The 23,185-nt window shown below is 68.9% G+C and carries 30 protein-coding genes; 6 read left to right on the top strand and 24 right to left on the bottom strand.

The genetic code is table 11. The features are described from left to right. The first annotated feature begins 17 nt into the window (after window positions 1-17). Window positions 18-1,238 carry a helix-turn-helix domain-containing protein gene (locus AC1Q5B_RS09555; protein WP_492631449.1) on the top strand — a complete coding sequence of 407 codons (1,221 nt, stop codon included), beginning with the start codon at window positions 18-20 and terminating at the stop codon, window positions 1,236-1,238. A gap of 34 nt (window positions 1,239-1,272) precedes the next feature. Further along, window positions 1,273-1,947 (top strand): NHL repeat-containing protein, encoded by a 675-nt coding sequence (locus AC1Q5B_RS09550; protein WP_492631448.1) that lies wholly within the window; start codon window positions 1,273-1,275, stop codon window positions 1,945-1,947. 331 nt (window positions 1,948-2,278) lie between these two features. Here AC1Q5B_RS09550 and AC1Q5B_RS09545 read toward each other — a convergent pair whose 3' ends face one another. The 3 genes from AC1Q5B_RS09545 to AC1Q5B_RS09535 form a co-directional block, all read right to left on the bottom strand. Continuing rightward, window positions 2,279-2,521 (bottom strand): hypothetical protein, encoded by a 243-nt coding sequence (locus AC1Q5B_RS09545; protein WP_492631447.1) that lies wholly within the window; start codon window positions 2,519-2,521, stop codon window positions 2,279-2,281. Between the two features lie 5 nt (window positions 2,522-2,526). After that, complete coding sequence (locus tag AC1Q5B_RS09540) at window positions 2,527-2,832, bottom strand: hypothetical protein (protein WP_492631446.1); 306 nt, start codon at window positions 2,830-2,832, stop codon at window positions 2,527-2,529. A gap of 155 nt (window positions 2,833-2,987) precedes the next feature. Further along, the gene (locus AC1Q5B_RS09535) at window positions 2,988-3,479 is read right to left on the bottom strand and encodes a pyridoxamine 5'-phosphate oxidase family protein (protein ID WP_492631445.1); all 492 of its coding nucleotides are present in this window, start codon (window positions 3,477-3,479) and stop codon (window positions 2,988-2,990) included. Between the two features lie 208 nt (window positions 3,480-3,687). Between AC1Q5B_RS09535 and AC1Q5B_RS09530 the strand changes: the two genes are divergently transcribed. Continuing rightward, window positions 3,688-4,047 carry a glycine zipper 2TM domain-containing protein gene (locus tag AC1Q5B_RS09530; protein ID WP_492631444.1) on the top strand — a complete coding sequence of 120 codons (360 nt, stop codon included), beginning with the start codon at window positions 3,688-3,690 and terminating at the stop codon, window positions 4,045-4,047. Window positions 4,048-4,150: 103 nt separating this feature from the next. On the opposite strand, the gene AC1Q5B_RS09525 is transcribed toward AC1Q5B_RS09530, so the two are convergent. Continuing rightward, complete coding sequence (locus AC1Q5B_RS09525; protein WP_492631443.1) at window positions 4,151-6,256, bottom strand: putative bifunctional diguanylate cyclase/phosphodiesterase; 2,106 nt, start codon at window positions 6,254-6,256, stop codon at window positions 4,151-4,153. 434 nt (window positions 6,257-6,690) lie between these two features. Here AC1Q5B_RS09525 and AC1Q5B_RS09520 point away from each other — a divergent pair, with 434 nt between their 5' ends. Continuing rightward, a complete protein-coding gene (locus tag AC1Q5B_RS09520) occupies window positions 6,691-6,873 on the top strand; it encodes a hypothetical protein (protein ID WP_492631442.1) in 183 nt (60 codons plus the stop codon). Between the two features lies 1 nt (window position 6,874). Here the strand turns inward: AC1Q5B_RS09520 and AC1Q5B_RS09515 are convergent, their stop codons facing one another. The 7 genes from AC1Q5B_RS09515 to AC1Q5B_RS09485 form a co-directional block, all read right to left on the bottom strand. Further along, complete coding sequence (locus AC1Q5B_RS09515) at window positions 6,875-7,222, bottom strand: thioredoxin family protein (protein ID WP_492631441.1); 348 nt, start codon at window positions 7,220-7,222, stop codon at window positions 6,875-6,877. After that, entirely contained in the window at window positions 7,219-7,620 is a 402-nt protein-coding gene (locus AC1Q5B_RS09510) for a host attachment family protein (protein WP_492631440.1), read from the bottom strand. Before AC1Q5B_RS09510 ends, AC1Q5B_RS09515 begins: the two co-directional genes overlap by 4 nt. 91 nt (window positions 7,621-7,711) lie before the next feature. Then, the gene (locus AC1Q5B_RS09505) at window positions 7,712-8,464 is read right to left on the bottom strand and encodes a hypothetical protein (protein ID WP_492631439.1); all 753 of its coding nucleotides are present in this window, start codon (window positions 8,462-8,464) and stop codon (window positions 7,712-7,714) included. A gap of 532 nt (window positions 8,465-8,996) precedes the next feature. Beyond that, window positions 8,997-10,133, bottom strand: coding sequence for a sensor histidine kinase (locus AC1Q5B_RS09500; protein ID WP_492631438.1), 1,137 nt, complete (start codon window positions 10,131-10,133; stop codon window positions 8,997-8,999). 87 nt (window positions 10,134-10,220) lie between these two features. Then, on the bottom strand, window positions 10,221-10,505 hold the full coding sequence (locus AC1Q5B_RS09495; RefSeq protein ID WP_492631437.1) for a hypothetical protein: 285 nt from the start codon (window positions 10,503-10,505) through the stop codon (window positions 10,221-10,223). 30 nt (window positions 10,506-10,535) lie between these two features. Then, window positions 10,536-10,733, bottom strand: coding sequence for a hypothetical protein (locus AC1Q5B_RS09490; protein WP_492631436.1), 198 nt, complete (start codon window positions 10,731-10,733; stop codon window positions 10,536-10,538). A 9-nt stretch (window positions 10,734-10,742) separates the two neighbouring features. Next, window positions 10,743-10,928, bottom strand: coding sequence for a hypothetical protein (locus AC1Q5B_RS09485; RefSeq protein ID WP_492631435.1), 186 nt, complete (start codon window positions 10,926-10,928; stop codon window positions 10,743-10,745). Between the two features lie 173 nt (window positions 10,929-11,101). Here AC1Q5B_RS09485 and AC1Q5B_RS09480 point away from each other — a divergent pair, with 173 nt between their 5' ends. Continuing rightward, entirely contained in the window at window positions 11,102-11,329 is a 228-nt protein-coding gene (locus tag AC1Q5B_RS09480; protein WP_492631434.1) for a hypothetical protein, read from the top strand. Window positions 11,330-11,381: 52 nt separating this feature from the next. Here the strand turns inward: AC1Q5B_RS09480 and AC1Q5B_RS09475 are convergent, their stop codons facing one another. From AC1Q5B_RS09475 to AC1Q5B_RS09445, 7 genes are all read right to left on the bottom strand, one after another. Continuing rightward, window positions 11,382-11,750: a response regulator gene (locus tag AC1Q5B_RS09475; protein WP_492631433.1), complete on the bottom strand. Its 369-nt coding sequence runs from the start codon at window positions 11,748-11,750 to the stop codon at window positions 11,382-11,384. After that, window positions 11,747-13,138 (bottom strand): sensor histidine kinase, encoded by a 1,392-nt coding sequence (locus tag AC1Q5B_RS09470; protein WP_492631432.1) that lies wholly within the window; start codon window positions 13,136-13,138, stop codon window positions 11,747-11,749. Before AC1Q5B_RS09470 ends, AC1Q5B_RS09475 begins: the two co-directional genes overlap by 4 nt. A gap of 169 nt (window positions 13,139-13,307) precedes the next feature. Next, window positions 13,308-14,255: a hypothetical protein gene (locus tag AC1Q5B_RS09465; RefSeq protein ID WP_492631431.1), complete on the bottom strand. Its 948-nt coding sequence runs from the start codon at window positions 14,253-14,255 to the stop codon at window positions 13,308-13,310. Window positions 14,256-14,393: 138 nt separating this feature from the next. Next, window positions 14,394-14,702 (bottom strand): hypothetical protein, encoded by a 309-nt coding sequence (locus tag AC1Q5B_RS09460; protein WP_492631430.1) that lies wholly within the window; start codon window positions 14,700-14,702, stop codon window positions 14,394-14,396. A 147-nt stretch (window positions 14,703-14,849) separates the two neighbouring features. After that, window positions 14,850-15,167, bottom strand: a complete 318-nt coding sequence (locus tag AC1Q5B_RS09455; protein ID WP_492631429.1) for a hypothetical protein — start codon at window positions 15,165-15,167, stop codon at window positions 14,850-14,852. Between the two features lie 107 nt (window positions 15,168-15,274). Then, window positions 15,275-15,595, bottom strand: coding sequence for a hypothetical protein (locus AC1Q5B_RS09450; protein ID WP_492631428.1), 321 nt, complete (start codon window positions 15,593-15,595; stop codon window positions 15,275-15,277). 224 nt (window positions 15,596-15,819) lie between these two features. Next, window positions 15,820-17,112 carry an adenylosuccinate synthase gene (locus AC1Q5B_RS09445; protein ID WP_492631427.1) on the bottom strand — a complete coding sequence of 431 codons (1,293 nt, stop codon included), beginning with the start codon at window positions 17,110-17,112 and terminating at the stop codon, window positions 15,820-15,822. Between the two features lie 381 nt (window positions 17,113-17,493). Here AC1Q5B_RS09445 and AC1Q5B_RS09440 point away from each other — a divergent pair, with 381 nt between their 5' ends. Next, the gene (locus tag AC1Q5B_RS09440; RefSeq protein ID WP_492631426.1) at window positions 17,494-17,937 is read left to right on the top strand and encodes an endonuclease domain-containing protein; all 444 of its coding nucleotides are present in this window, start codon (window positions 17,494-17,496) and stop codon (window positions 17,935-17,937) included. Here AC1Q5B_RS09440 and AC1Q5B_RS09435 read toward each other — a convergent pair. From AC1Q5B_RS09435 to miaA, 6 genes are all read right to left on the bottom strand, one after another. After that, window positions 17,891-18,076, bottom strand: a complete 186-nt coding sequence (locus tag AC1Q5B_RS09435) for a DUF2065 domain-containing protein (protein ID WP_492631425.1) — start codon at window positions 18,074-18,076, stop codon at window positions 17,891-17,893. The two genes, AC1Q5B_RS09440 and AC1Q5B_RS09435, sit on opposite strands and share 47 nt — an antisense overlap. 99 nt (window positions 18,077-18,175) lie before the next feature. After that, window positions 18,176-19,039, bottom strand: coding sequence for a protease modulator HflC (gene hflC, locus AC1Q5B_RS09430; RefSeq protein ID WP_492631424.1), 864 nt, complete (start codon window positions 19,037-19,039; stop codon window positions 18,176-18,178). Next, window positions 19,036-20,160, bottom strand: coding sequence for an FtsH protease activity modulator HflK (gene hflK / locus AC1Q5B_RS09425; RefSeq protein WP_492631423.1), 1,125 nt, complete (start codon window positions 20,158-20,160; stop codon window positions 19,036-19,038). The genes hflC and hflK overlap by 4 nt, the downstream gene beginning before the upstream one ends. Window positions 20,161-20,383: 223 nt before the next feature. Further along, window positions 20,384-21,724 carry a ribosome rescue GTPase HflX gene (gene hflX, locus AC1Q5B_RS09420; protein ID WP_492631422.1) on the bottom strand — a complete coding sequence of 447 codons (1,341 nt, stop codon included), beginning with the start codon at window positions 21,722-21,724 and terminating at the stop codon, window positions 20,384-20,386. A 34-nt stretch (window positions 21,725-21,758) separates the two neighbouring features. Next, window positions 21,759-22,037: an RNA chaperone Hfq gene (hfq, locus tag AC1Q5B_RS09415; protein WP_062355623.1), complete on the bottom strand. Its 279-nt coding sequence runs from the start codon at window positions 22,035-22,037 to the stop codon at window positions 21,759-21,761. Between the two features lie 166 nt (window positions 22,038-22,203). Next, on the bottom strand, window positions 22,204-23,160 hold the full coding sequence (gene miaA / locus AC1Q5B_RS09410) for a tRNA (adenosine(37)-N6)-dimethylallyltransferase MiaA (protein ID WP_492632075.1): 957 nt from the start codon (window positions 23,158-23,160) through the stop codon (window positions 22,204-22,206). Window positions 23,161-23,185: the final 25 nt, after the last annotated feature.

Genomic DNA, 23,185 nt, shown 5'->3' with positions numbered 1-23,185 from the left:
CGCGGTAGCCTGCGCGCATGGACTCCCTGATCGCGGCCGCAGGCCGGGCGCTGGCCGCCGGCGACATCCTGGGCGCCCTCAGGCACGTGGGCTGGCGCGAGGATCCCGACGCGCTGGCGCTGCGCGGCATCGCGATGGCGCAGCTCGGTGATTACCCGCGCGCACGCGACCTGTTGCGCCGCGCCAGCCGTGGCTTCGGCCCGCGGGAAGCGGTCGCGCGGGCGCGCTGCGTGGTGGCAGGGGCGGAAGTCGCCCTGGCGTTGCGCGACCTGGGGGCGGCCTCCCGGCCGCTCGATGACGCCGCGCGTACGCTGGCCGCGCACGGCGACCGCACCAATGCCTTGCACGCACGCCTGGTCCTCCTGCGCCAGCACCTGCTGCTCGGTCGCCTCGACGCCGCCAGCGCGGTGCTGGACGCAGACAGTTTCGATGATGCGCCGCCGGCGCACCGTGCGCTGGCCGCGCTCGCCGCTGCCGAGATCGCGTTGCGCTCGCTGCGCACGCGCGACGCCCGCCACGCCCTGCAGCGCGCGCAGACCGCGGCAGAGCAGGCCCGCATCGCGGCGCTCGTGGCGGAAGTCGCGGCGGTCGCGGCAGCGCTGCAGTGTCCGGCCGCGCGCATGCTGCATGCGGGCCACGAGCAGCCGGTGCGGCTGGACGAGATCGAAGCACTGCTCGACGGCGGCACGCTGGTCGTCGATGCCGTACGCCATGCCCTGCGCGATGGCCGGCGGATGCTGCCACTCGCCCGCCGACCCGTCCTGTTCGCCCTGCTGCGCACGCTGGCCGAAGGCTGGCCAGGCGATATCGAGCGCAACGTCCTGATCGCACGCGTGTTCCGTACGCGCCATCCCGACGAGACGCATCGCGCGCGGCTGCGCGTGGAAATCGGGCGCCTGCGCCGCCTGGTCGCTCCCTTCGCCGGCATCACCGCGACCTCAGGCGGGTTCCAGCTGGTGCCGCACCATGCACGCAACGTCGCGGTGCTGGCGCCGCCGCTGGATGGCGAGCAGGCCACGCTGCAGGGCCTGCTGGCGGACGGCATGGCCTGGTCCACCTCGTCGCTGGCGCTCGCCACGGGCATGCACCAGCGTTCGGTGCAGCGCGCGCTCGTCGCGCTGGAAAGCGCGGGCCAGGCGCGTTCGATCGGTCGCGCACGCGCGCAGCGCTGGCTGGCGCCGCCGCTGTCCGGATTCACGACCATCTTGTTACTCCCTGCCGTGCCGCCGCCTGCGTAGATTGGCCGCACATCCACCGCATCCGGAGTTCCGCATGAGCCGTCCCGCCTCTCCCCACCGCGATACCGCCCCGTCCCGTACCGCGGAGATCGTCCGCGAATACGGCCCGTTCGACGGCGCGCCCAGCATCCACGGCGTGACCCACGACGGTCGTCACGTATGGGCCGCCACCAGCGAGCGCCTGCTGGCCATCGAGCCGGCGAGCGGCGCTGTCGTGCGCAGCATCGCCTCCCATGCCGATGCCGGCACCGCCTTCGACGGCACCCACCTCTACCAGCTGACCGAAGCACGCATCGACAAGATCGATCCCGCCTCCGGCACCGTGGTCGCATCGATTCCCGCACCGGGTGCGGGCGGCGATTCCGGCATGGCCTGGGCGGAGGGCAGCCTGTGGGTGGGCCAGTACCGCGACCGTTGCATCCACCAGATCGATCCGGCCACCGGCGAGATCCTGCGCACCATCGCGTCCGACCGTTTCGTCACCGGCGTGTCGTGGATCGATGGCGATCTGTGGCATGGCACCTGGGAAGGCGATGACAGCGACCTGCGCCGCATCGATCCGCACGATGGCCACGTCATCCAGCGCGTCGACATGCCCGCGGGCGTCGGCATCAGCGGGCTGGAATCCGACGGTGGCGACCTGTTCTATTGCGGCGGCGGCCCCAGCGGCAAGCTCCGCGCCGTGCGCCGGCCTGCCCGCGCCGCCTGAATCCGGCCGCGCCGCGCAATGCGGCGCCCACCGTATGGACGTGGGCACTCGCGCGGCAGGCACTGCGATCGGAGGACAGCACACGTTCACGCCATCGTGTGACCGGGCACGCAGTTGCGCGTGCCCTCCCGCGCCGCGTTGACGCGATCTTTGCGAACCCCACGCGACACTGCAGCCGTGGTCGATGCCGCTACGGCGGCGAGCCGGATCCAGGTGAACAGCCACGGCGGCCACGCGGGTACCGTTGTGCGAAGCCCTAGCTTCGTCCAGTTCGGCTGCAGGTGCGTCCCCGTTGAAGGATCGCTGGCGCGGTACCCTCTTTTTCCCGACGTCACTCGTCGCGTTCGTCTCCCGCCACGGGCGTCGTCGGGCATGCGTGGACGACCGAAGGCGGATCGCATGCCGCAAGGGCTGCTGTCGCCGTAGCGGGAAAACGCAGCGAAGCAGGCGTCACGAGCGTCGCCATCGCCACGGCCGCCGCCGCGAACACGCCGGCGACGCACAAGGGCATCACCTCCGCATCCGCGCCTGCATCGCGCCGGCGCGCACGCCGGCGCCCGGTATCGGGCGACATGCGTTTCATACGTTCGGCGGCAACGGCGTGCGCATGCGCGGCGTGACGTCCGCCGGTCCCGCCAGCGACTGCAACTGGCAGAACGTGGCGTCGTAGGCGCCGACTTCTTCCTGATGCTGGCACAGCGCGCGGAACGGGTTGCGCGCGGACAACGCCTGCGCCGATGCGCGCAGGCGTTCGCCATCGGGATGGCTCTGCACCAGCGCGGCGACCCACACGGTGAGCGCTTCGAGTTGGCCGGTGGTACGGGCGTCGCTGGTGTCCAGTCGGTCCAGCAGGGTATGCAGTTGGGCTTGCGAGTACAGCAGCATGGGGCATGACATCCGGTCGGTGATCGTCGCGTGCCGGCCCCTGTTCCCGCCGCGGTTGTCGTTGATCACGCGCATGAAAACAGGGTGCGGCCAAGCCGCACCCTGCCGAGTCATCTGCCGTTGTGAAACCGTGACTTCCGGCCTATCGGGCCTTGTCAGGCACGCAGGTTCACTTCCGCAACCTTGTCCTCGTAGTCTTCCTTGGGGTCGACACCGAGCAGCATCTTCACCCCCGCCAGGAGGCTGTGTTCGTTGAGCCAGATTTCCGCGTGTTCCGCATCGAAGCGCAACAGCGCCAGCTTCGGATCGTCCTTGCCGCCCTCGTACCAGGCGGCGATGAACGGATTCCACAGCCGCTCGATCACGGCACGGTCGTCGTCGCGCACCAGCGAGCCCTGCAGGCTGGCGAAGATGTCGTGCCCCATCGACGCGAACGTGGCGATGGCCCGTTGCGGCGACGCCGTCCGCTGCGCGAGCAGGTTGTCGGTGGCGGTGAAGATCCACAGCGGACCGCGACCCTCGTGTTCCAGCAGCGCGGTCATCGGCCGCGTGTGGCCGTCTTCCACGCCATCCAGCCCCAGCATCATCGTGCGATCGGACTTGATCGCCTTCCACAACTTCTTTTCCAGTTCTTCGGGCGTATGCATGGCGCGTTCCTCGTCGGTGTTGCCTGCACGCTAGGGGCCGCCCTGTCGCGTTGCCGTCAACGCGACGGGGTCCCGTCAGCCCTGCGTCATCTTTGTCGTGCAGCCGTCACGGCCGGCGCACTGGCGCATGAACGGCGTTGCGCCGTTTCACCCGGCGTTCGCGGCGGCGCGCGCAGCCTGCGCTGGCGATTCCACCAGGAGATGGTCCATGAAAACTTCCCGCTATCTGTTGTCGCTCGGCCTGATGTCGGTGATGTCGGCCGCCGCTGCCCAGACATACGGTCCGCAGGACGAAGGCCGCCGCTTCAGCGACGGCAGCAGGATCGAATGCCGCAATGTGGAAGTACAGAAGAACAGCCGCGATCCCAACCGTGTCGCCGGCACTGCCATCGGCGCCGTCGTCGGCGGCCTGCTGGGCAACCAGGTGGGCAGCGGCAACGGCAAGAAGGTCGCGACCGTGGGCGGCGCCGTCGCCGGTGGCGCGATCGGCCGCAAGGTGCAGGGCAACAGCCAGGAGAACCGGGGCGACCGCGTGGTCGAGCGCCGTTGCGAGCGCGTGTACCGCTGAGCGCAGCTATCGCAGGACAGGTGCCATCGGCGCCTGCGGTGACGAGGCCGCAGGCGCCTTTCTTTTGTCCATAGCGCACGCGTCGCGCACGACCCCGGCCAGGCTAGCCATGCGTGCCCCACGCCGCCGATGGCGCCTGCGCTGCCTGTGCGGCCGCGTCGTCGACCGCCCGCGGCTTGCCGATGTAGTAGCCCTGCAGCCGGTGGCAACCCATCGCCGCCAGCATCTGCTTCTGCTCCAGCGTCTCGACGCCTTCGGCCACCACCTCCAGACCGAGCTGCTGGCCGAGCATCACCACCGACTGCACGATGGCGGCATGGCGCGAGCCGGTGGTCATCTGCCGCACGAACTGCCTGTCGATCTTCAATTCATGGGCCGGCAGTGAGGCCAGGTAGGACAGGCTAGAATAGCCGGTCCCGAAGTCGTCGAGCGAGACGCGCGTGCCGATCGCCGTCAGTTGCGTCAGCACGTCGACAGTGCGCTCGGGCTCCAGCATCGCCATCGACTCGGTGATCTCCAGCGTCAGGGCGCCGGGCGGCAGGCCATGCCGGCGCATCGCCGTGGCAACCTGCGCCACCAGATGACCGCTGCGCAGCTGCACCGGCGACAGGTTCACCGACACCGTCGGCACGCGCGCGCCGGCGCGGCGCCAGGCGGCCCACTGGCGGCACGCCTCGTCCAGCACCCATTGCCCCAGATCCACGATCAGGCCGACGCGTTCGGCCAGCGCGATGAACCGGTCGGGCATCACCAGGCCCAGGCGTGGGTGCTGCCAGCGCACCAGCGCTTCCATGCCGGCCAGGCCGTTGTCCACCGCGCGTACCTGCGGCTGGTAGTGCAGTACCAGTTGCCCGCGCTCGAGTGCCTTGCGCAGTTCGTACATCAGCTGCAGCTGCCCCTGTACTTCGTCGCCCATCGACGGGGCATACAGCGCCAGCCCGTTGCGACCGGCCTGCTTGATGAAGTACATCGCCGCATCGGCATGGGCGATCAGCGTCTGCGCGTCCTCGCCGTCGCCGGGATACTGCGCGATGCCGATGCTGGCGCTGACCGTCACATCGTCGTTCTCCTGCAGCCGGGTCGATTCGGCCAGCGCGGCCAGCAGGCGCTCGCCGCGCACCGTGGCCTCGCCGGTTTCCGTCACCCGGCTGACCATCACGAACTCGTCGCCGCCCAGCCGCGCCACCGTGTCGTCGGCCGCCGCCATGCGCCGCAGCGTGTCGGCGACACGCATCAGCAGCGCATCGCCGACGTGGTGCCCGAAGGCGTCGTTCACGCCCTTGAAACCGTCCAGGTCGATGAACAGCACGACGAAGCGTCCTCCGTACCGCCGCCCGCGCAGGATGCGCTCCTGCAGTTCGTCGATCAGCATCATCCGGTTGGGCAGACCGGTCAGTGCGTCGTGCATCGCCAGATGGGTCAACTGCTGGTTGGCCCGCTGCAGCGAAGCCGACAGCCGCGCCGTGCGCTCGTGCAGCAGCCGGTCCAGTGCGCTCGCGCCGATCGCGGTGCCGAGCACGGCGGTGTTCACCACCACCACGAGCCAGGCCAGCGAGTCCGGCGAGAGGCCCGCGCCCAGCGCGGCGCTGCAGATCGACCCGGCGGGGAAGTACGCCGCCGCCATGCCCGTGTAATGCATGCCGACGATGGCCACGCCCATCACGCCGGCCGCGAGCGCGCGATGCAGGCGTTCATGGCGTGCGTTGTCGCGCAGGCGGTAGGCGATGGCCAGCGCGGCGCCGGCCGCCACCATGGCGATCAGCAGCGACGCGCCGAACCACAGCGGCCGATAGACGATGTGCGGATCCATCCGCATCGCCGCCATGCCCACGTAGTGCATCGCGGCGATGCCGAGCCCCATCACCACCGCCCCGCTCAGCAGGCGCAGGCGGGTGACCTGGTCGCGCGTGACCAGCCACAACGCGTAGCCGCTGGCGGCCACCGCCATCAGCAGCGACAGCAGGGTGATGCCGGTGTCGTAGCCCAGGCGGATCGGCAGGCGCAGCGCGAGCATGCCGATGAAGTGCATCGACCACACCCCGATGCCCATCGCCAGCGCGCCACCGCCCAGCCACCAGCGCCGCGCCACCGGATCGCTGGCGCGGATGCGGCCGGTGGTCTTCAGCGCCGCGTACGAGGCCATGACGGCCACGGCGAACGACGTGATCACCAGCTCGGGCACATAGGTTGCGACGAGTCCTGCTTCCATGGAACGTGCCGGGTAGCCCTCTCCTGAAGCCGTTAACGGCGCTGGCGATTCAAGAATGAAGCGGTCCGCCGACGACCGGCACGGGCGTGATCCATTGTGCGAGCGCGGTCACACATCGTGTGCGGGCCGTCCACGCGACGCCCCGCCGCCGCCGCAGGCACGGGAAACGCCCGACGGCGGCCGCCTGCGGCAGGCGACCGCTCCCTGGACGGACAGGGGATGCGCGAGAACCACCAGATCATCCTGCGCAAGCTGGCGCAGTGGCATGGACGCGCTGCTCGGGCTCGTGCGCTCGTGCGCTCGTGCGTCCGTCGGGCGCCGGGAACGCAGGCCCGCTACACGCGGCGAGAGGCGCTACGGCAACGCCCGCGCCCGATCACTTCTCCGTCACTCCGCATCGCGTGCAATCGAAGCCTCCCGGCAGGCGTGACCCGATGACTGCGCGCAACCCTTCGAATCCCCATAGCGATAGCGAAAAGGCCAACACGCCCGACCGGCATCGCAACGACAAGGCGACGTGGAAGGAACACGACCAGCCCGAGGTGCCGCACGAAGACAAGGAACCCCGCGATCCGGAGCAGGACTATCCGGGCGCGCGCGACACCGTTCCGCGTTGACTCAGCGCGACGCGTCGCCGCCGGTCGACGGCAGCGACGCCTGCACCGCGTCCAGATCGGACGCGCGGACCGGTCGCACCACGCGTGCACGTTCCCGCCCGTCCTCGAGCACGATCACGGTCGGCCACAACGTCACGCCGAAGGAGCGGCCCAGCGGGCGCCCTTTGCCGTCTTCCACCTTGAGGTGCGCAACCTCCGGCCTGCCATCCAGCAAGGCGCGGATCGCCGCCTGCGCTGCCTGGCAGTGCCCGCACCAGGGTGCACCGAATTCGAGCACCACCCTGCCCGGCAACGCCTCGACCGCCGAGCGCGCCGGCTCCACCGCCGCGTAGTCGGCCACGTAGGTCATGCCGCCGCCACGGCCTGTTCGATCGCGTCCCGCGGACGGTTGGTCAGGTCCTTGCCGATCTCGGCCACGATGCGCTGGGCAGCTTCCTTGTGCAGCAGAGGACGCACGCGGCCGAGCGTGACGGGATCGGCCACCAGCACGAGGTGCGCGTACTGCTGCTTCAGCGCGCCGCGGTTCAATCCCTGGGCGAGTTGCTTGGCGAAGGTGGCTTCGTCGATCTGACGGCTGGAAGATTCGCCGGGCATGCTCCCTGCCGGCCCATCGTCATTCATGTTCATCAGCTCGAGCAGATCGTACTGGTGCAGCGATGCGGTGCCGTGCTCGCCGCGGTTGCGGAAGATACGGGCGCCCTCGCCGTCCGCGACCACCACCAGCGCGTCAGTGGGCACTGCGGTCATGTCGTTCTCCTTTACCCGAATGCAGGAGTACCGCTGCACCACGCTCCTTCCCGTGGAAGGAACGCGGGTGCAGCGGCGCCGCCGGCATGTGTCAGTGCGGCTTCTGGCGGTCGAGCGTGAAGGCGTCGGCGACCGCATGCTTGGCGCGCTCCCAGGTCAGGCGCGAACCACCGCGCGCGCGATCCCAGCCACGTTCCAGGTCGGTGGCCAGGCCGTCGTCCCACTCGCGGTCGGCATACTGGCTGCGCGCGTAGGTGCCGTAGCGGTACGCCGAACGGTAGTCGTCGAAGTCCTCGCCGTCCTGACGGTACGGTGCGCTGTCGAAGCGCTGCGAGAACTGCTCGTCGGTCCGTGCATAGGCATCGTACGTACGGTCGGCGCGCTCCCAAGCGTCCTGCAGGGCCGGGCGCGCCTGCTCCCACGCCAGGCGCGACTCGCCGCGCCGTTCTTCCCAACCGGCCTGCAGGCGGCGCTCGGTGTCTTCCCACGACTGCTCGGGATATTCGCCGCGCGCCACTGCGCCCGCGTGATAGACGCCGGCGTAGTCGCGCTGGAAGTCGTATTCGTCCGAATAGTAGGGACGCGTGCGCGCGGTTTCGCGCCAGTAGTCCACTTCACCGGTCGGATCGATGCGCTCGGCGACGCCCTTGCCGGCGGCAGCGCCGATGACGGTACCGGCCGCCGCACCGATCAGCGTGCCGATGGGACCGAACACCGTACCGGCCACGGCACCGGCGGCCATGCCGCCCGCCACGCCACCCACCCCGACGCCGACCGGGTGCGAACCCGGCGCGCCGCTGATGGGGTCACGGTTTGCATCACGTTGTGAAGTATCGCGGGTCATCGTCGTGTCCTTGCATGAAAGAGGAAAGTTGTCGGAAGAGAGCCGGCGCACTCATCGTTGCGGGCGGCGTGACTCCGATCTTCCTCATGGCGCGTGACCATCGTGTGCACTCGCTTCAGGCTGGCGCATACGCCGCATCAACATCCGTCGTCTGCATCGCTTCTCGATCACGGTGCGCATCGCACGTCGAACGACGTGCGTGCGTTCGACGCAGCGGGCATTGCGCCCGTTGGTGCCCGTTGGTGCCCGGTGAGCCGGTGAGGGTCGGGCGTGGCGGTGAGCGACGTGTTGTCATGTCCACACTTGCGGGTTTTCGGAACCGCATTGATAACGTGGGCAGCGAAACCGGACATCGCGAGCATCTGCCCGATGACGCCAGTGCGCGAGCACGACGGTAAAGCGCGCCCCTCATCCGCCTTCGGCACCTTCTCCCCGTTGTCACGGGGAGAAGGACTGTAGCGCCGTCATGCACTGATGCCCCGCGTCAAGGATCATGCCTGCGCATCCGCAGCATGCGCCCTTACCCGCCTGCTCACGCAGCCGTCGAAGCGCCCACTTCCTCGCGCGGCAGGTTGATGACGAAGATCGTCCGGCCGGCCTCGACGCGGGCGTTGACGTCGCCACCGTGCGCGGTGGCGATCTCGCGCACGATGAACAGACCCAGTCCCAGGCTGGTGTGCTCACCCTTGTTGGCGGTTTTCGAACCGCGGCGCAGGGGCTCGAACAACGCATTGAGCGCATCGGTCGGCAAAGGATCACCCGCATTGCTCACGGCGATGCAGGCACGGCTGGCGTCGCCGGCGACGGTCACGCGGATCTCGCCCCCCTCGTCGCCGTACTTGGCGGCATTGGTGACCAGGTTGTGCACGGCTTCGCGCAGGCGCGCGTCGTCGAAATGGCCGCAGGTATCGCCCTCCACGTGCAGGGAGATAGGTGTGTCGTGCAGCGTCGTGCGGAGCAGGTCGACTTCTTCCGTGATCGCCTCGCCCAGGTCGCACGCGCCGCGATGCAGCGTCATGCCCGCGCCCAGCGTGCTCTTGCTGTAGTCGAGCAGGCCATCCACCAGGCGGCTGAGTTGCTGTCCACCACTCAGGATGCGCTCGGCGTAGCGCGCATGCGGCGTGTCGCGGGTACTGTCGACCAGCAGGTCCGCGGTGCCGACGACGGCCGTCAATGGGCCACGCAGGTCGTGCCCCAGGGCGCCGAGGAAGACATCGCGCCACGACTCCACGGTGCGCGAGAACTCCACCAGCGATTCGGCCACCGCCTGATCGATCGCTTCGTTGAAGCGGATCATGTCCTCGATGGAACCCGTCGCTAGCGCTTCATCCGCGGCCCACCGCCACAGCACCGAGGCGCGCAACGCGCGGTATTCGGCGATCATCTGGTTGACGCCGAAGCCATCGTCGGCACGGCTGCGGCCATGGCTGGTGGCGGCCGATTCCGGACCCGGCGACACCGGTGCGCGCCCCTGCGCCTTGGCGCGCTGCTGCGCCGGGCTCTGCGGCGTCCGCAGGTCGGCGACGATCTCGCGCAGGATGAGCGGGATATCGTTGCGCAGGCGCTTGTGGTTCAGTTGCGCGCCGCTCGGCGCCTGGGTGATGGCGAATGCCACCGCATCATCGAGGATGCGCTGCGTATTCGCTTCGATGAAATCGGCAAGTCGCATGAGCACTCCGTGGCTTCCTTCTGCGTGATGGTGTTCTTGCGTGGTGTCGTGTACGTCCGCCTCCCCTGTCGTTGCGACCGGAACGCCTCAATCGGCGATGCTGCGCGGGTCGCGCGGATCGTCGATGTGCGTGTCCGCGTCCGGTGGCCGGTCGGGGCCGCCCGGCACGTCGTCCGGATCGCCCGGATCGCGCGGCATCGGCGGCGCCTCCGGATCCTCGGGGCGATACGGATCGCTCGGCTTGCCCGGTTCGCTGGGCTTGCCGGGTTCGGACGGCGTACCCGGCGGCGTCGGCTGCCCGGGCGGCGTCGGCTTGCCCGGCTCGGTGGGCTGCGGCGTGCCGTGCGCCAGGACGTGGGGGCTGCGGCTCATGTCGTATCTCCTGCGCGCCGAGGCGGCGCGCTAGCTTTTCGCGGCCGTCGACGCCTGCAGCGCGGCGGCCAGTCCGGCGTCGCCGGACACCAGATCGCTCCAGCGCACTTCGATGCCGTTGCGGCGTCCTTTTTCCACCAGCTTCAGGCCGGCGGGATCGATGGTGAGCGTGTAGGCCTGTTCGCCGAGCGTCAGTTCGCGGCGGAGCGGCTTGTCCAATGGCGTCATGGGATCTCCTCAGATCTGTGGGGAAAAGGGGCGAGGCTGTCCGTCGGCGGCGCCGGGTTCGGCTTCCGGATCGTTGCGTTCTTCATTGGTGCGTTTGCCCGTCGATTCGCCCGGCGCGAGCGCCCCGTCGGGGCGACGCTGGCGTTCGACGGGATTGGGGGACAACGACGGGGTGTCCCGGGTCTTGCGATCCATGGCGGGTTCCTCGTTTGTGGGCATCCAGCGTGGCCGCCGCAACGTTGACGAACCGTGAGGACAACGTTGGCGTTTTCAGCGTGTGCTCACGATGCGGACAAACGCGACTGCGCGCTGAACGCCGTGATGCGACACGCACGATGTCTTTACGGTCGACCTCGCAGCATCGCCGCATGCTCTGCCAAGAACGTATCGACGCGCGTCTTTCCGACGCGGAAAGCCTGGTCCGCTCCGGCGCCGATATCGGCGACCCTCACGCGTTTCTCCGCGGCCTGTGGACGCAGGTGTACGACCGTGCGCCAATGCACTTGCGATCGGCGGTGCTGCGTCGCCTGCATACGCTGGCGCGCCACCTGGGCGTGAACTACATCCACGGCGACGGCGATCCCACCCCGGCCTGACGTCCGGTTCACGGGCTCGCGTCGTGTGCGATTCGAATACGGACGGAGCGGATCAGGCGACCGAGCGCAGACGCGTCAGTGCCACGTCGATGTCGTTGCGGCGGAACGGCTTGGCCAGCACGGCCGCGTTCGCGAAGCGTTCCGGCAGCCCCTGCTGGCCATAGCCGGTGGTGAACAGGAACGGGATGCCGCGCTCGCGCAGCGCATCGGCGACCGGGAACGATGGCGTACCCGCCAGATTGACATCCACTACCGCCAGGTCGATCTGCGCCCCGTCCAGTCCGGCCAATGCCTCGTCGACCGAGCCGGCGCTGCCGGCCACTTCGTACCCCAGCGTGGGCAGCAGGTCTTCCAGCAGCATCACCAGCATGGATTCGTCTTCCACGATGAAGACGCGCGGTGCGGGGTCGGTCGTCGTCATGCGGCCACTCCTAGGTCGGGCATGGGGGCGGTGATCCGGCATCGCACGCCGGCCGTATCGAAATCCAGGGCCACATCGCCGCCCAGATCATGGCGCAGGCCGCGCTCGATCAGGCGCGAACCGAAACCCCGGTGCGCGGGCGCGACCACCGGGGGGCCGTCCCGCTCCTGCCAGCACAGGATCAGCGTGCGCCGGCCCTGCACGGGCTCCGCGCGCCAGTGGATACGCACGCGCCCCACCTTCGCCGACAGTGCGCCGTACTTCATGGCGTTGGTGCACAGTTCGTGCAGCGCCATCGATAGCGCCAGCGCGCGTTGCGGATCCAGCTCCATGTCCGGGCCATCGATCTCGAAGCGGTCCTCGTCGTCCACCAGGCAGGGGGCGATGGCGGTACGCACGATGTCCTGTAGCGGCGCGTGTTCCCACTCCTGCCGGGTCAGCACGTCGTGCGCCTGCGCCAGTGCGTGCAGGCGCGATTCGAAGCGGTCGCAGGCCGCATCCAGGTCGGCGGCACCGCGCAGGGTCTGCAGGGCGATCGACTGCACGATGGCCAGGGTGTTCTTGACGCGGTGGTTGAGCTCGTGGAGCAGCAGGCGCTGCCGCTCTTCGTGCTGGCGGCGCGCGGTGACGTCGGTGGCGGCGCCGAACCACTCGGTCACTTCGCCGCCGATCGGACGGATCGGCACGGCGCGCGAGGCCACCCACGACCAGCCGCCATCGTGGTTGCGCACGCGGTGTTCGGCATCGAAGGTGGTCTGGGTGGCGCGGGCGCGGGCGATGGCCTCGGCGACGAGGGCGCGGTCATCGGGATGGATCATCACCTCCAGCCAGTCCGGCGTCAGCGTGCCGTGCCGGCCGAGCAGCATGCCGCCGCCGACGATGTCCACGGCGCTCCAGTCCTGGTTGGTGCGGTAGACCACGTCGGAGGTCGCATCGACCATCGCGGCCAGCCGCTCCTCGCTCTGGCGACGCGCTTCTTCGTGCTGCTTGCGTTCGGTGACGTCGCGGGTGGTGCCGGCGACGGCCTCCACCTCACCGCTGGGTCCGATCACCGGCACCAGCAGGTAGTCGTAGATGCGGCGGCCGTTGGTGCCGTTGAACGGCACGTCGCCGCGCACGGGCCGGCGGGTGGCGACGACCTGTTCGATCTCGCGGTCGTGCATGGCCGCGTGCCAGGGTTCGTAGCCGATTTCCAGGCAGTTCTTGCCGATGGCTTCGTCCCACGTCATGCCCCACATGGCCAGCAGGGCGGCATTGGCGTAGGTGAAGCGGTGCTGCAGGTCCCACATGTAGACCAGGTCGGGGGTGGTCTGCAGCAGGGTTTCGTACAGGCGAACGCGCTGCTCTGCGGGGGCGTGCGCGCCGCCTGCCATCAAGGAGCTGTCCATGAAAGCGGGCTTTTGATGATGGCGATGCCGCACCTTACCGTCCGTCGGCGTGCGGGACCCGTGAAACTTGGCAGGGGGGGCTGCCAGGGCGGGGCTGCTGTTCAGGCAGCAGGCCAAAGAAAGGCCCCGCGATGCGGGGCCTTGGGGGTCACGGGGCGCCGGCGCTGCGTCAGGCCTTCGGCTCGCCCTTTGACGCCACCGTGTCGCGGCGGCGGCTGAAGCGCGATGCCAGCGCGTTGCGGGCATCGTCCACACCCTTGTCCTTGCCGGCCACTTTCAGCACGCCGTAGACCTCGAGGGCGGCGGCCATGATGTCGCTGCCGAGGGCGCGTTCGGTGTCTTCCATGCGCTGCATGAGGTGGGCCATGCGGGCGAGGCGGGGCCGCAGGGCCGTGAGGGCCAGATGGTCCTGGCGGAAGGCGGCGATGTCGAAGTCGCGCGGCATTAGGCCGGCGTGCTGTCCGGCGACCTCAAGGGCTTTTTCGCAGAAGGCGCGCGATTTGTCGCCCATCTTCACCAGTTCCAGGCGTTCGTCGGGGGTGAGGGCGATCAGCAGGTCGAGGTCGGCTTCCAGGGCGGTGAGGGAGCCGTCGATGCGCTCCAGCCGGTCGGTCTGGAAGGTCATGGCGATGCGGTTCTGTGTCATGTGCTTGCGTCCATTCGGGTGATACCGGCCGGGTCCGGCCGGCACCCCTTCTCGCCGATCGGGCGGAAGTAGCTGAAGCCGATGTGCGGCACCGTCACCGCGTCCGGCGTGTAGTTCACCACCCCACGCGCCACCTCCTCCTTCAGCGTGCCGTAGTAGTAATTGGCCAGATCGTCCGACTGCCAGGTGACGCCCACCTGCGGCGTGAACTGGCCCTTGCCCAGCTGGAACGGATACCCACAGCGCCTCGGTGTCGGCGCCGATACTGGCCTCCTGCCAGGCGACGATGCTGCCGCTGGCGGGCACGCGCACGGGGAGCGTCTCGACGCGGGGCGTGGTCAGGCTGACCGACAGCACCGGCGCGGATTCGGCCGGCGCCTCAGCGGCATCATCGCGGCCGCTGACGATGGCGACCAGGACAACCGCGACGACGGCCACGGCCAGGACGAGAACAATGCGACCGCGCTTCATGGGGAAGGACTTCCTCGGACTCCGGTTCCACGGTGCGCATCGACGCGCCGCGGCAGCACGCGGGACGGCGTGTGCGCGACGGATGATGGAGGGCGGATGTCGCGGGAATGTCGCGCCGTGCAACGACGCGGTGCGGACTCAGTCGCGCAGCTTCAGCGTGGGCTGCTCATCGATCGTCCCATCCTCGTTGACCACGACATAGCGGTCGCCTTCGCGGTTGAACAGCACCGGGATGGGCGTCTTGAACAACGGGCGGCGGACGAACTTCAGACGCCAGTGGAAGGTTTCCATGGTCTGGATGGTGGCCTGCTGCTCGGGGGTGAGGCCGGCCAGCAGGCCGGCCTCTTCCCCCGTCGGGGCGCCCTTGCGGCGCTCGGGACTGAGGGGGCTGGTCGTGCCGGCGGTGTCCGGCTCGGGGAGGTCACGGGGGCGTTGCGGATCCGACATCCGGTGGGGGTCTCCTGATGGCGTGGAAGAACGCGCGCGCGTGCGGCGCGCGCAGGGCTACACCCTGTATCGGCCGACAGGAACAGAACGTGAGGACGGATTCGGAAAATCCAGTCGGGGTTCAGCGATGTCGACGCCGCCGGCGTGTCAGACGCGCAGCTTCAGCGTGGGCTGCTCGTTGAGGGTGCCGTCTTCCTCGATGACCACGTAGCGGGAGTCGTCGCGGTCGAACAGGACGGGAATGGGGGCCTGGAACAACGGACGGCGCACGAAGGCCAGGCGCCAGTGGAAGATCTCCAGCGCTTCCAGCGTCATCAGCTGTCCAGGCGTCAGACCGACGCGCAGGGAATGCGGATCCTGCGCCGGCAGGGACTTGCGGCGTTCGGGCGTGGCGGGCGCCGTGGTCGGCACGGACGACGGCCAGGGGCCGGTGATGACGGCAGCGCGGGCAGCATGGCGGTACATGAAGGGGGAACTCCGGGAATACGGGTGACGCCTGTGATCGGTAACGGCCGCAGCGCGCGGCGGTTTAGGTCGTGACGACGATGCAAGCGGCGTGCCGGAAGTCCCGCTCATTGCCGCAGCTGCAGCGTCTGCCGTTCGTCGAGGGTGCCGTCCTCGTTGATGACCACATAGCGCGTGCCGTCGCGGTTGAACAGGACCGGGATCGGCGCCTGGAACACCGGCCAGCGGACGAACGCCAGCCGCCAGCGGAAGCTTTCCATCGTTTCCAGCGTGTCCAGCTGCGCGCGCGACAGGCCGGAACGCAGCGCATCGGCATCCTGTTCGGGATCGGCTTCACGACGTTCGACGATACAGGCCGGGTCGACGGGCTCGTCGTCGATCAGCTCGTTGATCAGGTCGTCGTGCGGAAAATCGCGGGGGTCTTGCATGGGAACGGCTCCGTTGCGAACAGGAAGGCACGCGCGCGCCACGGCGGCGCGGGGCAGCCGGCGGAGCGCGACGATGGGGAGGGGTCGATGGGTGGGCGCGGCGCAATGAAAAGCCCCGCTTTCGCGGGGCTTTCCTTCCATCACCCTGTGCAGTCCCTGCACACCTGTTCTTGTCGGATTGCCATGCGGCGGCAGGACATCCACCGCGCGCCCTGCGGGACCCGTTACGCGAACGGATCCTGCAGCACCATGGTGTGGTCGCGGTCCGGACCGGTGCTGACGATGGCCAGCGGGCAGCCGGACAGCTCTTCCAGCGCGCGCAGGTACGCGCGCGCGGCCGGCGGCAGTTTGTCCCACTCGGTGATGCCGTGGGTGTTCTCTTCCCAGCCCGGGAATTCCAGGTACACCGGCGTGCACTCTTCCCAGCCGCCTGCATCCAGCGGCGCGTACTCGGTGCGCTTGCCGCGGTACTCGTACGCGATGCAGATCTTCAGCGTCTTCATGCCGTCCAGCACGTCGAGCTTGGTGATGCACAGCCCGGAGATGCCGTTGATGGCGACGGCGCGCTTCAGCGCGACGATGTCCATCCAACCACAGCGGCGCGGACGGCCGGTGGAAGCGCCGTACTCCTGGCCGCGGTCGCGGATGCCCTGGCCGATCTCGTCGTCCAGTTCGGTCGGGAACGGACCGCCGCCGACGCGCGTGGCGTAGGCCTTGCAAATGCCCAGCACGTAGTCGATCGCGTCCGCGCCCACGCCGGTGCCGGCGAACGCGCCGCCGACGGTGGTGTTGGAACTGGTGACGTAGGGATAGGTACCGTGGTCGATGTCGAGCAGCGCGCCCTGCGCGCCTTCGAACAGCACGCGCTTACCCTGCTTGCGCAGGTCGTGCAGGATGCCGGCGACGTCGGACTTCATCGGCTGCACGTACTCGCCGAAGGCCAGCGCTTCGTCGTAGGTCTTCTGGAAATCGACCGCATCGACGTTGAGGTACTTGGTAAGCACGAAGTTGTGGTAGTCGAGCGCCGTGCGCAGGAGTTCTTCCAGCTGCTTGGGGTAATGCAGGTCGGCGACGCGGATGCCGCGGCGCGCCACCTTGTCTTCGTACGCCGGGCCGATGCCGCGGCCGGTGGTGCCGATGGCCTTGCCGCCGGCGGCCTTCTCGCGGGCCTGATCGAGGGCGATGTGGTACGGCATGATCAGCGGCGTGGCCGGGGAGATCTTCAGGCGCGAACGCACTTCGACGCCGGCCGTTTCCAGCTCGTCGATTTCCTTGATCAGCGCGGCGGGCGACAGCACCACGCCGTTGCCGATCAGGCACAGCGCGTCGGGGCGCAGGATGCCGGAGGGAATCAGGTGGAGCACGGTCTTCTTGCCCCCGATGACCAGCGTGTGGCCGGCATTGTGGCCGCCCTGGAAACGGACGACGGCACCGATTTCCTCGGTGAGCAGATCGACGATCTTGCCCTTGCCTTCATCGCCCCACTGGGCGCCGAGAACGACGACTGACTGACCCATGACGGGTAACTCCTCGATTGTTGGCGGCCATCGGGGCCGCCGGAAGGGTCGTGCTGGGCCATGGCGCCGTTGCCGCCGGCAGGCTCCATCGGGGAGCCGCCCGCCACGCCGGGCCCAGACACGGAAAAAGCCGGCGGTCTTCCCACGCAGGGAGCCCGGCCGGCTTTTGTGCATTATCCGGGTTTAGGGGGACGGGGGCTACCCTGCCCGGCCTCGCATCATGGGCGTTCAGGAATGGGGCGACAGGCGGTCCTTCGTCGGCGCACGTTCGAGTACGAGGGTGGGATGAGGGGCGCTTTCCTATCCGCGGCCGCTCACTTCCCCGATCCCATCGACCACGCGCACGCCCGAGGCTGTCTCCGTCCAACCGGAGATGACTTCATGCGCAGTACCCTGGATCACGAGCGCGAACGCCACCTGCGTCGCGAACAGACTGAAGCTGAAAGGGCACTCTGGTGGCGGCTGAGGAACCGTCGCCTGCTGGGATGGAAATTCCGCCGTCAGCACAGGATTGGACCGTACTTCGCGGACTTTTTCTGCCTGGAGGCCGGGCTGGTGATCGAGCTGGACGGAAGCCAGCACTTGGAACAGATAAAAAATGATGCTTCGCGTACGAGCTATCTGCTGCACGCAGGCTTCGATGTCCTGCGATTCTGGAACGACCAGGTGTTGCACGACACGGAGGCCGTGTTGATCGCGATCACCATCGCGCTCGCCCCTCATCCGCCTTCGGCACCTTCTCTCCGTTGGCACGGGGAGAAAGAAGCGCCAAAGCGCCTCAATGCTTCACCCACCACAGCAGCGTCAGCCCGAAGATCAGGATGAAGCCGCCGACCGCGCGCACCTGGCCGTCGGACATGCGCAGCAGCTGCACGGCGGCACGCTTCCAGCTGGCAGGGACGGCGAACAGCACCAGGCCTTCGAGGATGGCGACCAGGCAGAGGGCGGACCAGAGTTCGGACATGGGCGGCGTGATTCCGTCTCCGCAACGCACAACGGAGCGATGAAGAAGAGAGGGGCTGAAACGGCACCGGCCGCCTCGTGGGCGGCCGGTGCGGAAGACTCAGCGGTCGTTGCGCATGTACTGGAGGAAGGGGTCGTCCTTGTCCAGCACGATCACGCCCTGCCCGTCCTTGAACGAGGCGCGGTAGGCCTCCAGGCTGCGCTGGAAGGCGTAGAACGACGCGTCGCGGCCAGCGGCCTCGCCGTAGATGCGGGCGGCTTCGGCGTCGCCTTCGCCGCGCAGCTTCTGCGCGTCGCGCTCGGCCTCGGCCAGCAGCACCGCGACATCGCGGTTGGCCTGCGCCATCACGATGCGCGCCTGCTCAGCGCCCTGCGCACGCAGCGCGCTCGCGACCTGCTTGCGCTCGGCGCTCATGCGGTCGTAGACCTGTCCGATCACTTCGCTGTCGGTGGGCAGGTCGATCTGCTTGAAGCGGATATCGACGATCTGCATGCCCAGGGTCTTGGCGCCGGCGTTGATGCCGGGCAGCTGCTTCTCGATCAGCTCGTTGCGGTTGCCGGACACAAGCTGGGTCAGCGTGCGCGAGTTGATCTCGTTGCGCAGCGACTCCTTGATGATCGGCGCCAGGCGATCGGTCGCCGTCTCCTGGTTGCCGCCGGTGGCTCGGTAGAAATCCGCGGCGTTGACGATGAAGCCGATGGCGATGAAGTCGACGCTGACGTCCTTGCGCTCGGAGGTCAGCGAACGCTCGGGCGGGAACTCGTTGGCGGTGAAGCGGCGGTCGAACACGCGCGCGGTTTCCACCAGCGGCAGCTTGAAGTGCAGACCGGGGCCGATCTCGCTGCGCACCACGCGACCGAGGTTGAGCACCAGGCCCACCTGTCCTTCGCGCACCACGTACACCGACCCCATCAGGCCCAGCAACAGGGCCACAGCGATGCCGACGATCAGGGAACTCTTCATGGCTGCGCCTCCTCACGGCCGGTCGGTCGTGGCGGACGCGGCAGATTGCGGGTACTGGACGGGGTGCTCTCGACCTGCGGCAGCACTTCGGTGGGAATCACGCCGGTCGGCGGCTGCGCGGTGCCCGGGGCGTTGCCCATCGGCACATAGATCAGCTGGCGGCTGTCGCCGCCGACGACCTTGCGGTTGCCGGCCAGCACCTGCTGCACGGTATCCAGCCACAGGCGCTTGCGGGTGACCTCCGGCGCGTTGCGGTACTCGTCCAGCAGCAGGGTGAAGCGGGTGGCGTCACCGGTGGCCTTCGCGATAGCGGCGGTCTTGTAGCCTTCGGCCGCGGTGCGCACGCCCTGCGCCTGGCCGCGCGCCTCGGGCACGATCTTGGCGGCTTCGGCACGGGCCTGGCTCACCACGCGTTCGTTCTCCTGCTGCGCGCTGTTGACCTCGTCGAACGCCGGCTTGACCTGCTCCGGGGGACGCGCGTCCTGCAGGCTCAACTCGGTGACGACCAGGCCGGTGCGGTAGGCCTCCAGCGAGCCCTGCAGGGCGGTGCTGGCGGCGGCGGACAGCGGGCCGCGGGCATTCAGGGCGGCATCGAGGTTGGAGCGGCCGATCACTTCGCGCACGGCGCTCTGCGCGGTCTGCTCGAGCACGCGGGTGGCGTCGGTGGTGCCGAACAGGAACAGCTTGGGATCGCCGACGCGGTACTGCACGTTGAACGAGACGGTGATGATGTTCTCGTCGCGGGTCAGCACCGGCAGGCTGTTGCTGAAGGTGCGCACGCCGGTGGCGTTGACCTTGGTGACGCTTTCGATCGGCCACGGGAACTTGAAGTTCGGGCCCGGCTGCATGGTGCGCGCGTACTGGCCGAAGCGGAGCACCACGCCACGATCCTGCTCGCCGATCAGCTGGAAGCTGGAGAACAGGACCAGCAGGCCCACGCCGACCAGCACCCAGCGCAGCGGATTGCCACCGCCGCCGACCCCGCCGAACAGGCCCCTCAGGCGTTCGACCACGTCACCGATGCCACCGCCTCCCTGCGGGTTGCGCGGCTTCCAGTTGCTGTTCCGGTTGCCGTTGTTGCCAGATCCGCCGCTGCCGCTGCCAGGGGTGTTCCAGGCCATGCCCACTCCATTCTGAAAGATTCGCGCGGCCGGGGCCGGCGCAGGTTTCGATTCTACTAGATAGGGGCGACCCGGCCGGGAGGCAAGGCCGGGAGGTCATGGGGCAAGCACCTCCGTAGGGGCGACGTCAGTCGCAACCGCACGTCCGTCGGCAGGATCATTCGTCATGGCGGGGACGTGCCCCGGTCGCGACTGACGTCGCTCCCACAGAAAGCAGCCGCCCCTACTGCCAGTCTTCCCGCTCCGCCTTCGGCAGCAGGGCTTCCAGCGGATGCCCACCGGCCTGCGAGGCCAGACGCTGGGCGTCGGCCAGGGCGAGATCGACGGTGACGCGCCACCCCTGTTCTTCGAAATCCTCGGCCAGCACGGCGCCGAGCGCATGCAGGCGCGAGCGCAGGCGCGCGGAATTGGCCGGCAGGTGCAGTTCGCCGCGCACGCGCTGGAACCCCAACCGTTGCGCCAGCGCGCCGCGCAGCAGATCGATGCCCTGCCCGTCGCGCGCCGACAGCCAGACACGCTCGCGGCCCATGCCGGCGCTGGGAGCATCGCCTTCGTCGACGCCGGGATCCGGCTGGTCGTGGCGCGGAACGGCGCCTTCGATGCGGTCGATCTTGTTGAACACCAGCATCTGCGGCAGGTCGCCGGCGCCGATTTCCTGCAGCACCTCGTCGACCTGCGCGATGCGCTCCTCGCGGTGCGGATCGGCGGCGTCGATGACGTGCAGCAGCAGGTCGGCTTCGCGCGCCTCGCTCAGCGTGGACCGGAACGCGGCGACCAGTTCGTGCGGCAGGTCGCGGACGAAGCCGACGGTGTCGGCCAGCACCACCGCGCCGCCCGGCAGGTCGATGCGGCGTACGGTCGGGTCCAGCGTGGCGAACAGCTGGTCGGCCGCGTAGGCCTCGGCGCCGGTCAGCACGTTGAACAGCGTGGACTTGCCGGCATTGGTGTAGCCGACGAGCGCCACGCGCGGCAGTTCGCTGCGCACGCGGGCGCGGCGCATCTGCGTGCGCTGCACTTCCACTTTCTCCAGCCGCTTCTGCAGCTGTTCGACGCGCTTCTGCAACAGGCGGCGGTCGGTTTCCAGCTGGGTTTCGCCAGGACCGCGCAGGCCGATCGAACCGCCGCGCTGGCGCTCCAGATGGGTCCAGCCGCGCACCAGGCGCGTGGCCATGTGGCGCAGCTGCGCCAGTTCCACCTGCAGCTTGCCTTCGTGGCTGCGTGCGCGCTGCGCGAAGATGTCGAGGATCAGCCCGGTGCGGTCCAGCACGCGGCGCTGAAGGAGTTTTTCGAGGTTGCGTTCCTGGCCCGGCGACAGCGGGAAATTGACCAGGATCAGATCGGCGCCCGTCGCATCGGCGGCCGCCTTCACCTCCTCCAGCTTGCCGCTGCCGATCAGCGTGGAGGGATTGGGACGGTCGATGCGCGCGGTCAACAGCGCGGCGATGGTGGCGCCGGCCGAACGCGCCAGGTCGCTGAACTCGTCGGTTAGGCCGTCGTCGGGACGGCCGCCGGCATGCGGCTGGATCAGCAACGCATGCTCGCCCTTGCGGGATCTTTCAAACAATGGGGTCGTGCCTCTTCACGCGAGGCACGCATTATCACGCGGTTTCGTCGTCGCCGCCTTCCGCGTCTTCATCGCCCTGCTGCACGTAGCCGCCGCCGGGTCCCACGCGCACGTTGCGCGCCGGCACCACGGTGGAGATCGCGTGCTTGTAGACCATCTGGCTGACCGTATTGCGCAGCAGGACCACGAACTGGTCGAAGGATTCGATGGTGCCCTGCAGCTTGATGCCGTTGACCAGGTAGACCGACACCGGGACGCGCTCGCGCCGCAGTGCATTCAGGAAAGGATCCTGCAGGGATTGCCCCTTGGACATGACGTACTCCCGCCTTGCGTTCTTATAGGTATGTAGTAGTGCCGTGCCGGGCCGACGAACCGCTCCCCTGTCGTCCCGGAGCCCCGATGTTACACAACATCGGCCCGGTGGGGCGTTGCCAAGTCAGGCAACTGGTCCCAATTCCGGAGAATGCGAGCCGAACGGCTCACGACGGAGGCAGGAACAGTGCCAGGGCCGTGTCCAGGCGGGCGCGGTCGGTGGCCGGATCGAACCAGCGGGCGTCCAGCCCACCGCGCAGCCAGGTCAATTGGCGCTTGGCGAGCTGGCGGGTGGCGGCGATGGCGCGCTCGCGGAACGCATCGGCACTGCCCTGTCCGTCCAGGTACTCCCAGGCCTGGCGATAGCCGACGGCACGCACGGCCGGCAGATCCAGCGGCGCGGCCACGGCCTGCATGGCGGGCAGCGCACGCAGGCCATGGACTTCGTCGAGAAAGCCCTGCTGCAGCATCAGGTCGAAGCGATGCGCGATGCGCTCGTGCAGGACGGCGCGGTGGCTCGGCGCCAGCACCAGCTTCAGTACCCGGAACGGCAGGCGTGCGCGCCGGGCTTCCTGCTGCCATCGGCTGATCGGCTGCCCGGTCAGGCGGTACACCTCCAGCGCTCGCTGGATGCGTTGGGGATCGGTCGCGTGGATGCGGGCCGCCGCCACGGGATCGACCTGCGCCAGGTCGGCATGCAGCGCGGGCCAGCCGCGCGTCTGCGCCTGCGCGGCGATGTCGGCGCGCAACGAGGCGTCGGCGGCCGGCATCTCGGCGAGACCGTCAAGCAGGGCCTGGAAATACAGGCCGGTGCCGCCCGCCAGCACCGGCAGGCGGCCACGCGCGGCGATGTCCTTCAGCGCATGCCGCGCGTCCTGTGCGAATTCGGCAGCCGAATAGGTCTGCCAGGGATCGCGTACATCCAGCAGGTGATGCGGCACGCGTGCCTGTTCTTCCTGCGTGGGCTTGGCCGCGCCGATATCGAGGCCACGGTAGACCAGCGCCGAATCGACGCTGACGATTTCGCCGCCATGCCGCTCGGCCACCTCCAGCGCGAACGCCGTCTTGCCCGACGCGGTCGGGCCCATGATGGCGATGGCGAGCGGACGGGCGTCGAGCGACATGCGGTAGCGGAAGGCGTAACGTGCG

The organism is Pseudoxanthomonas sp. GW835-FHT14C01 (assembly GCF_058793715.1).
This window is presented reverse-complemented; position numbering and strand designations above follow the sequence as displayed.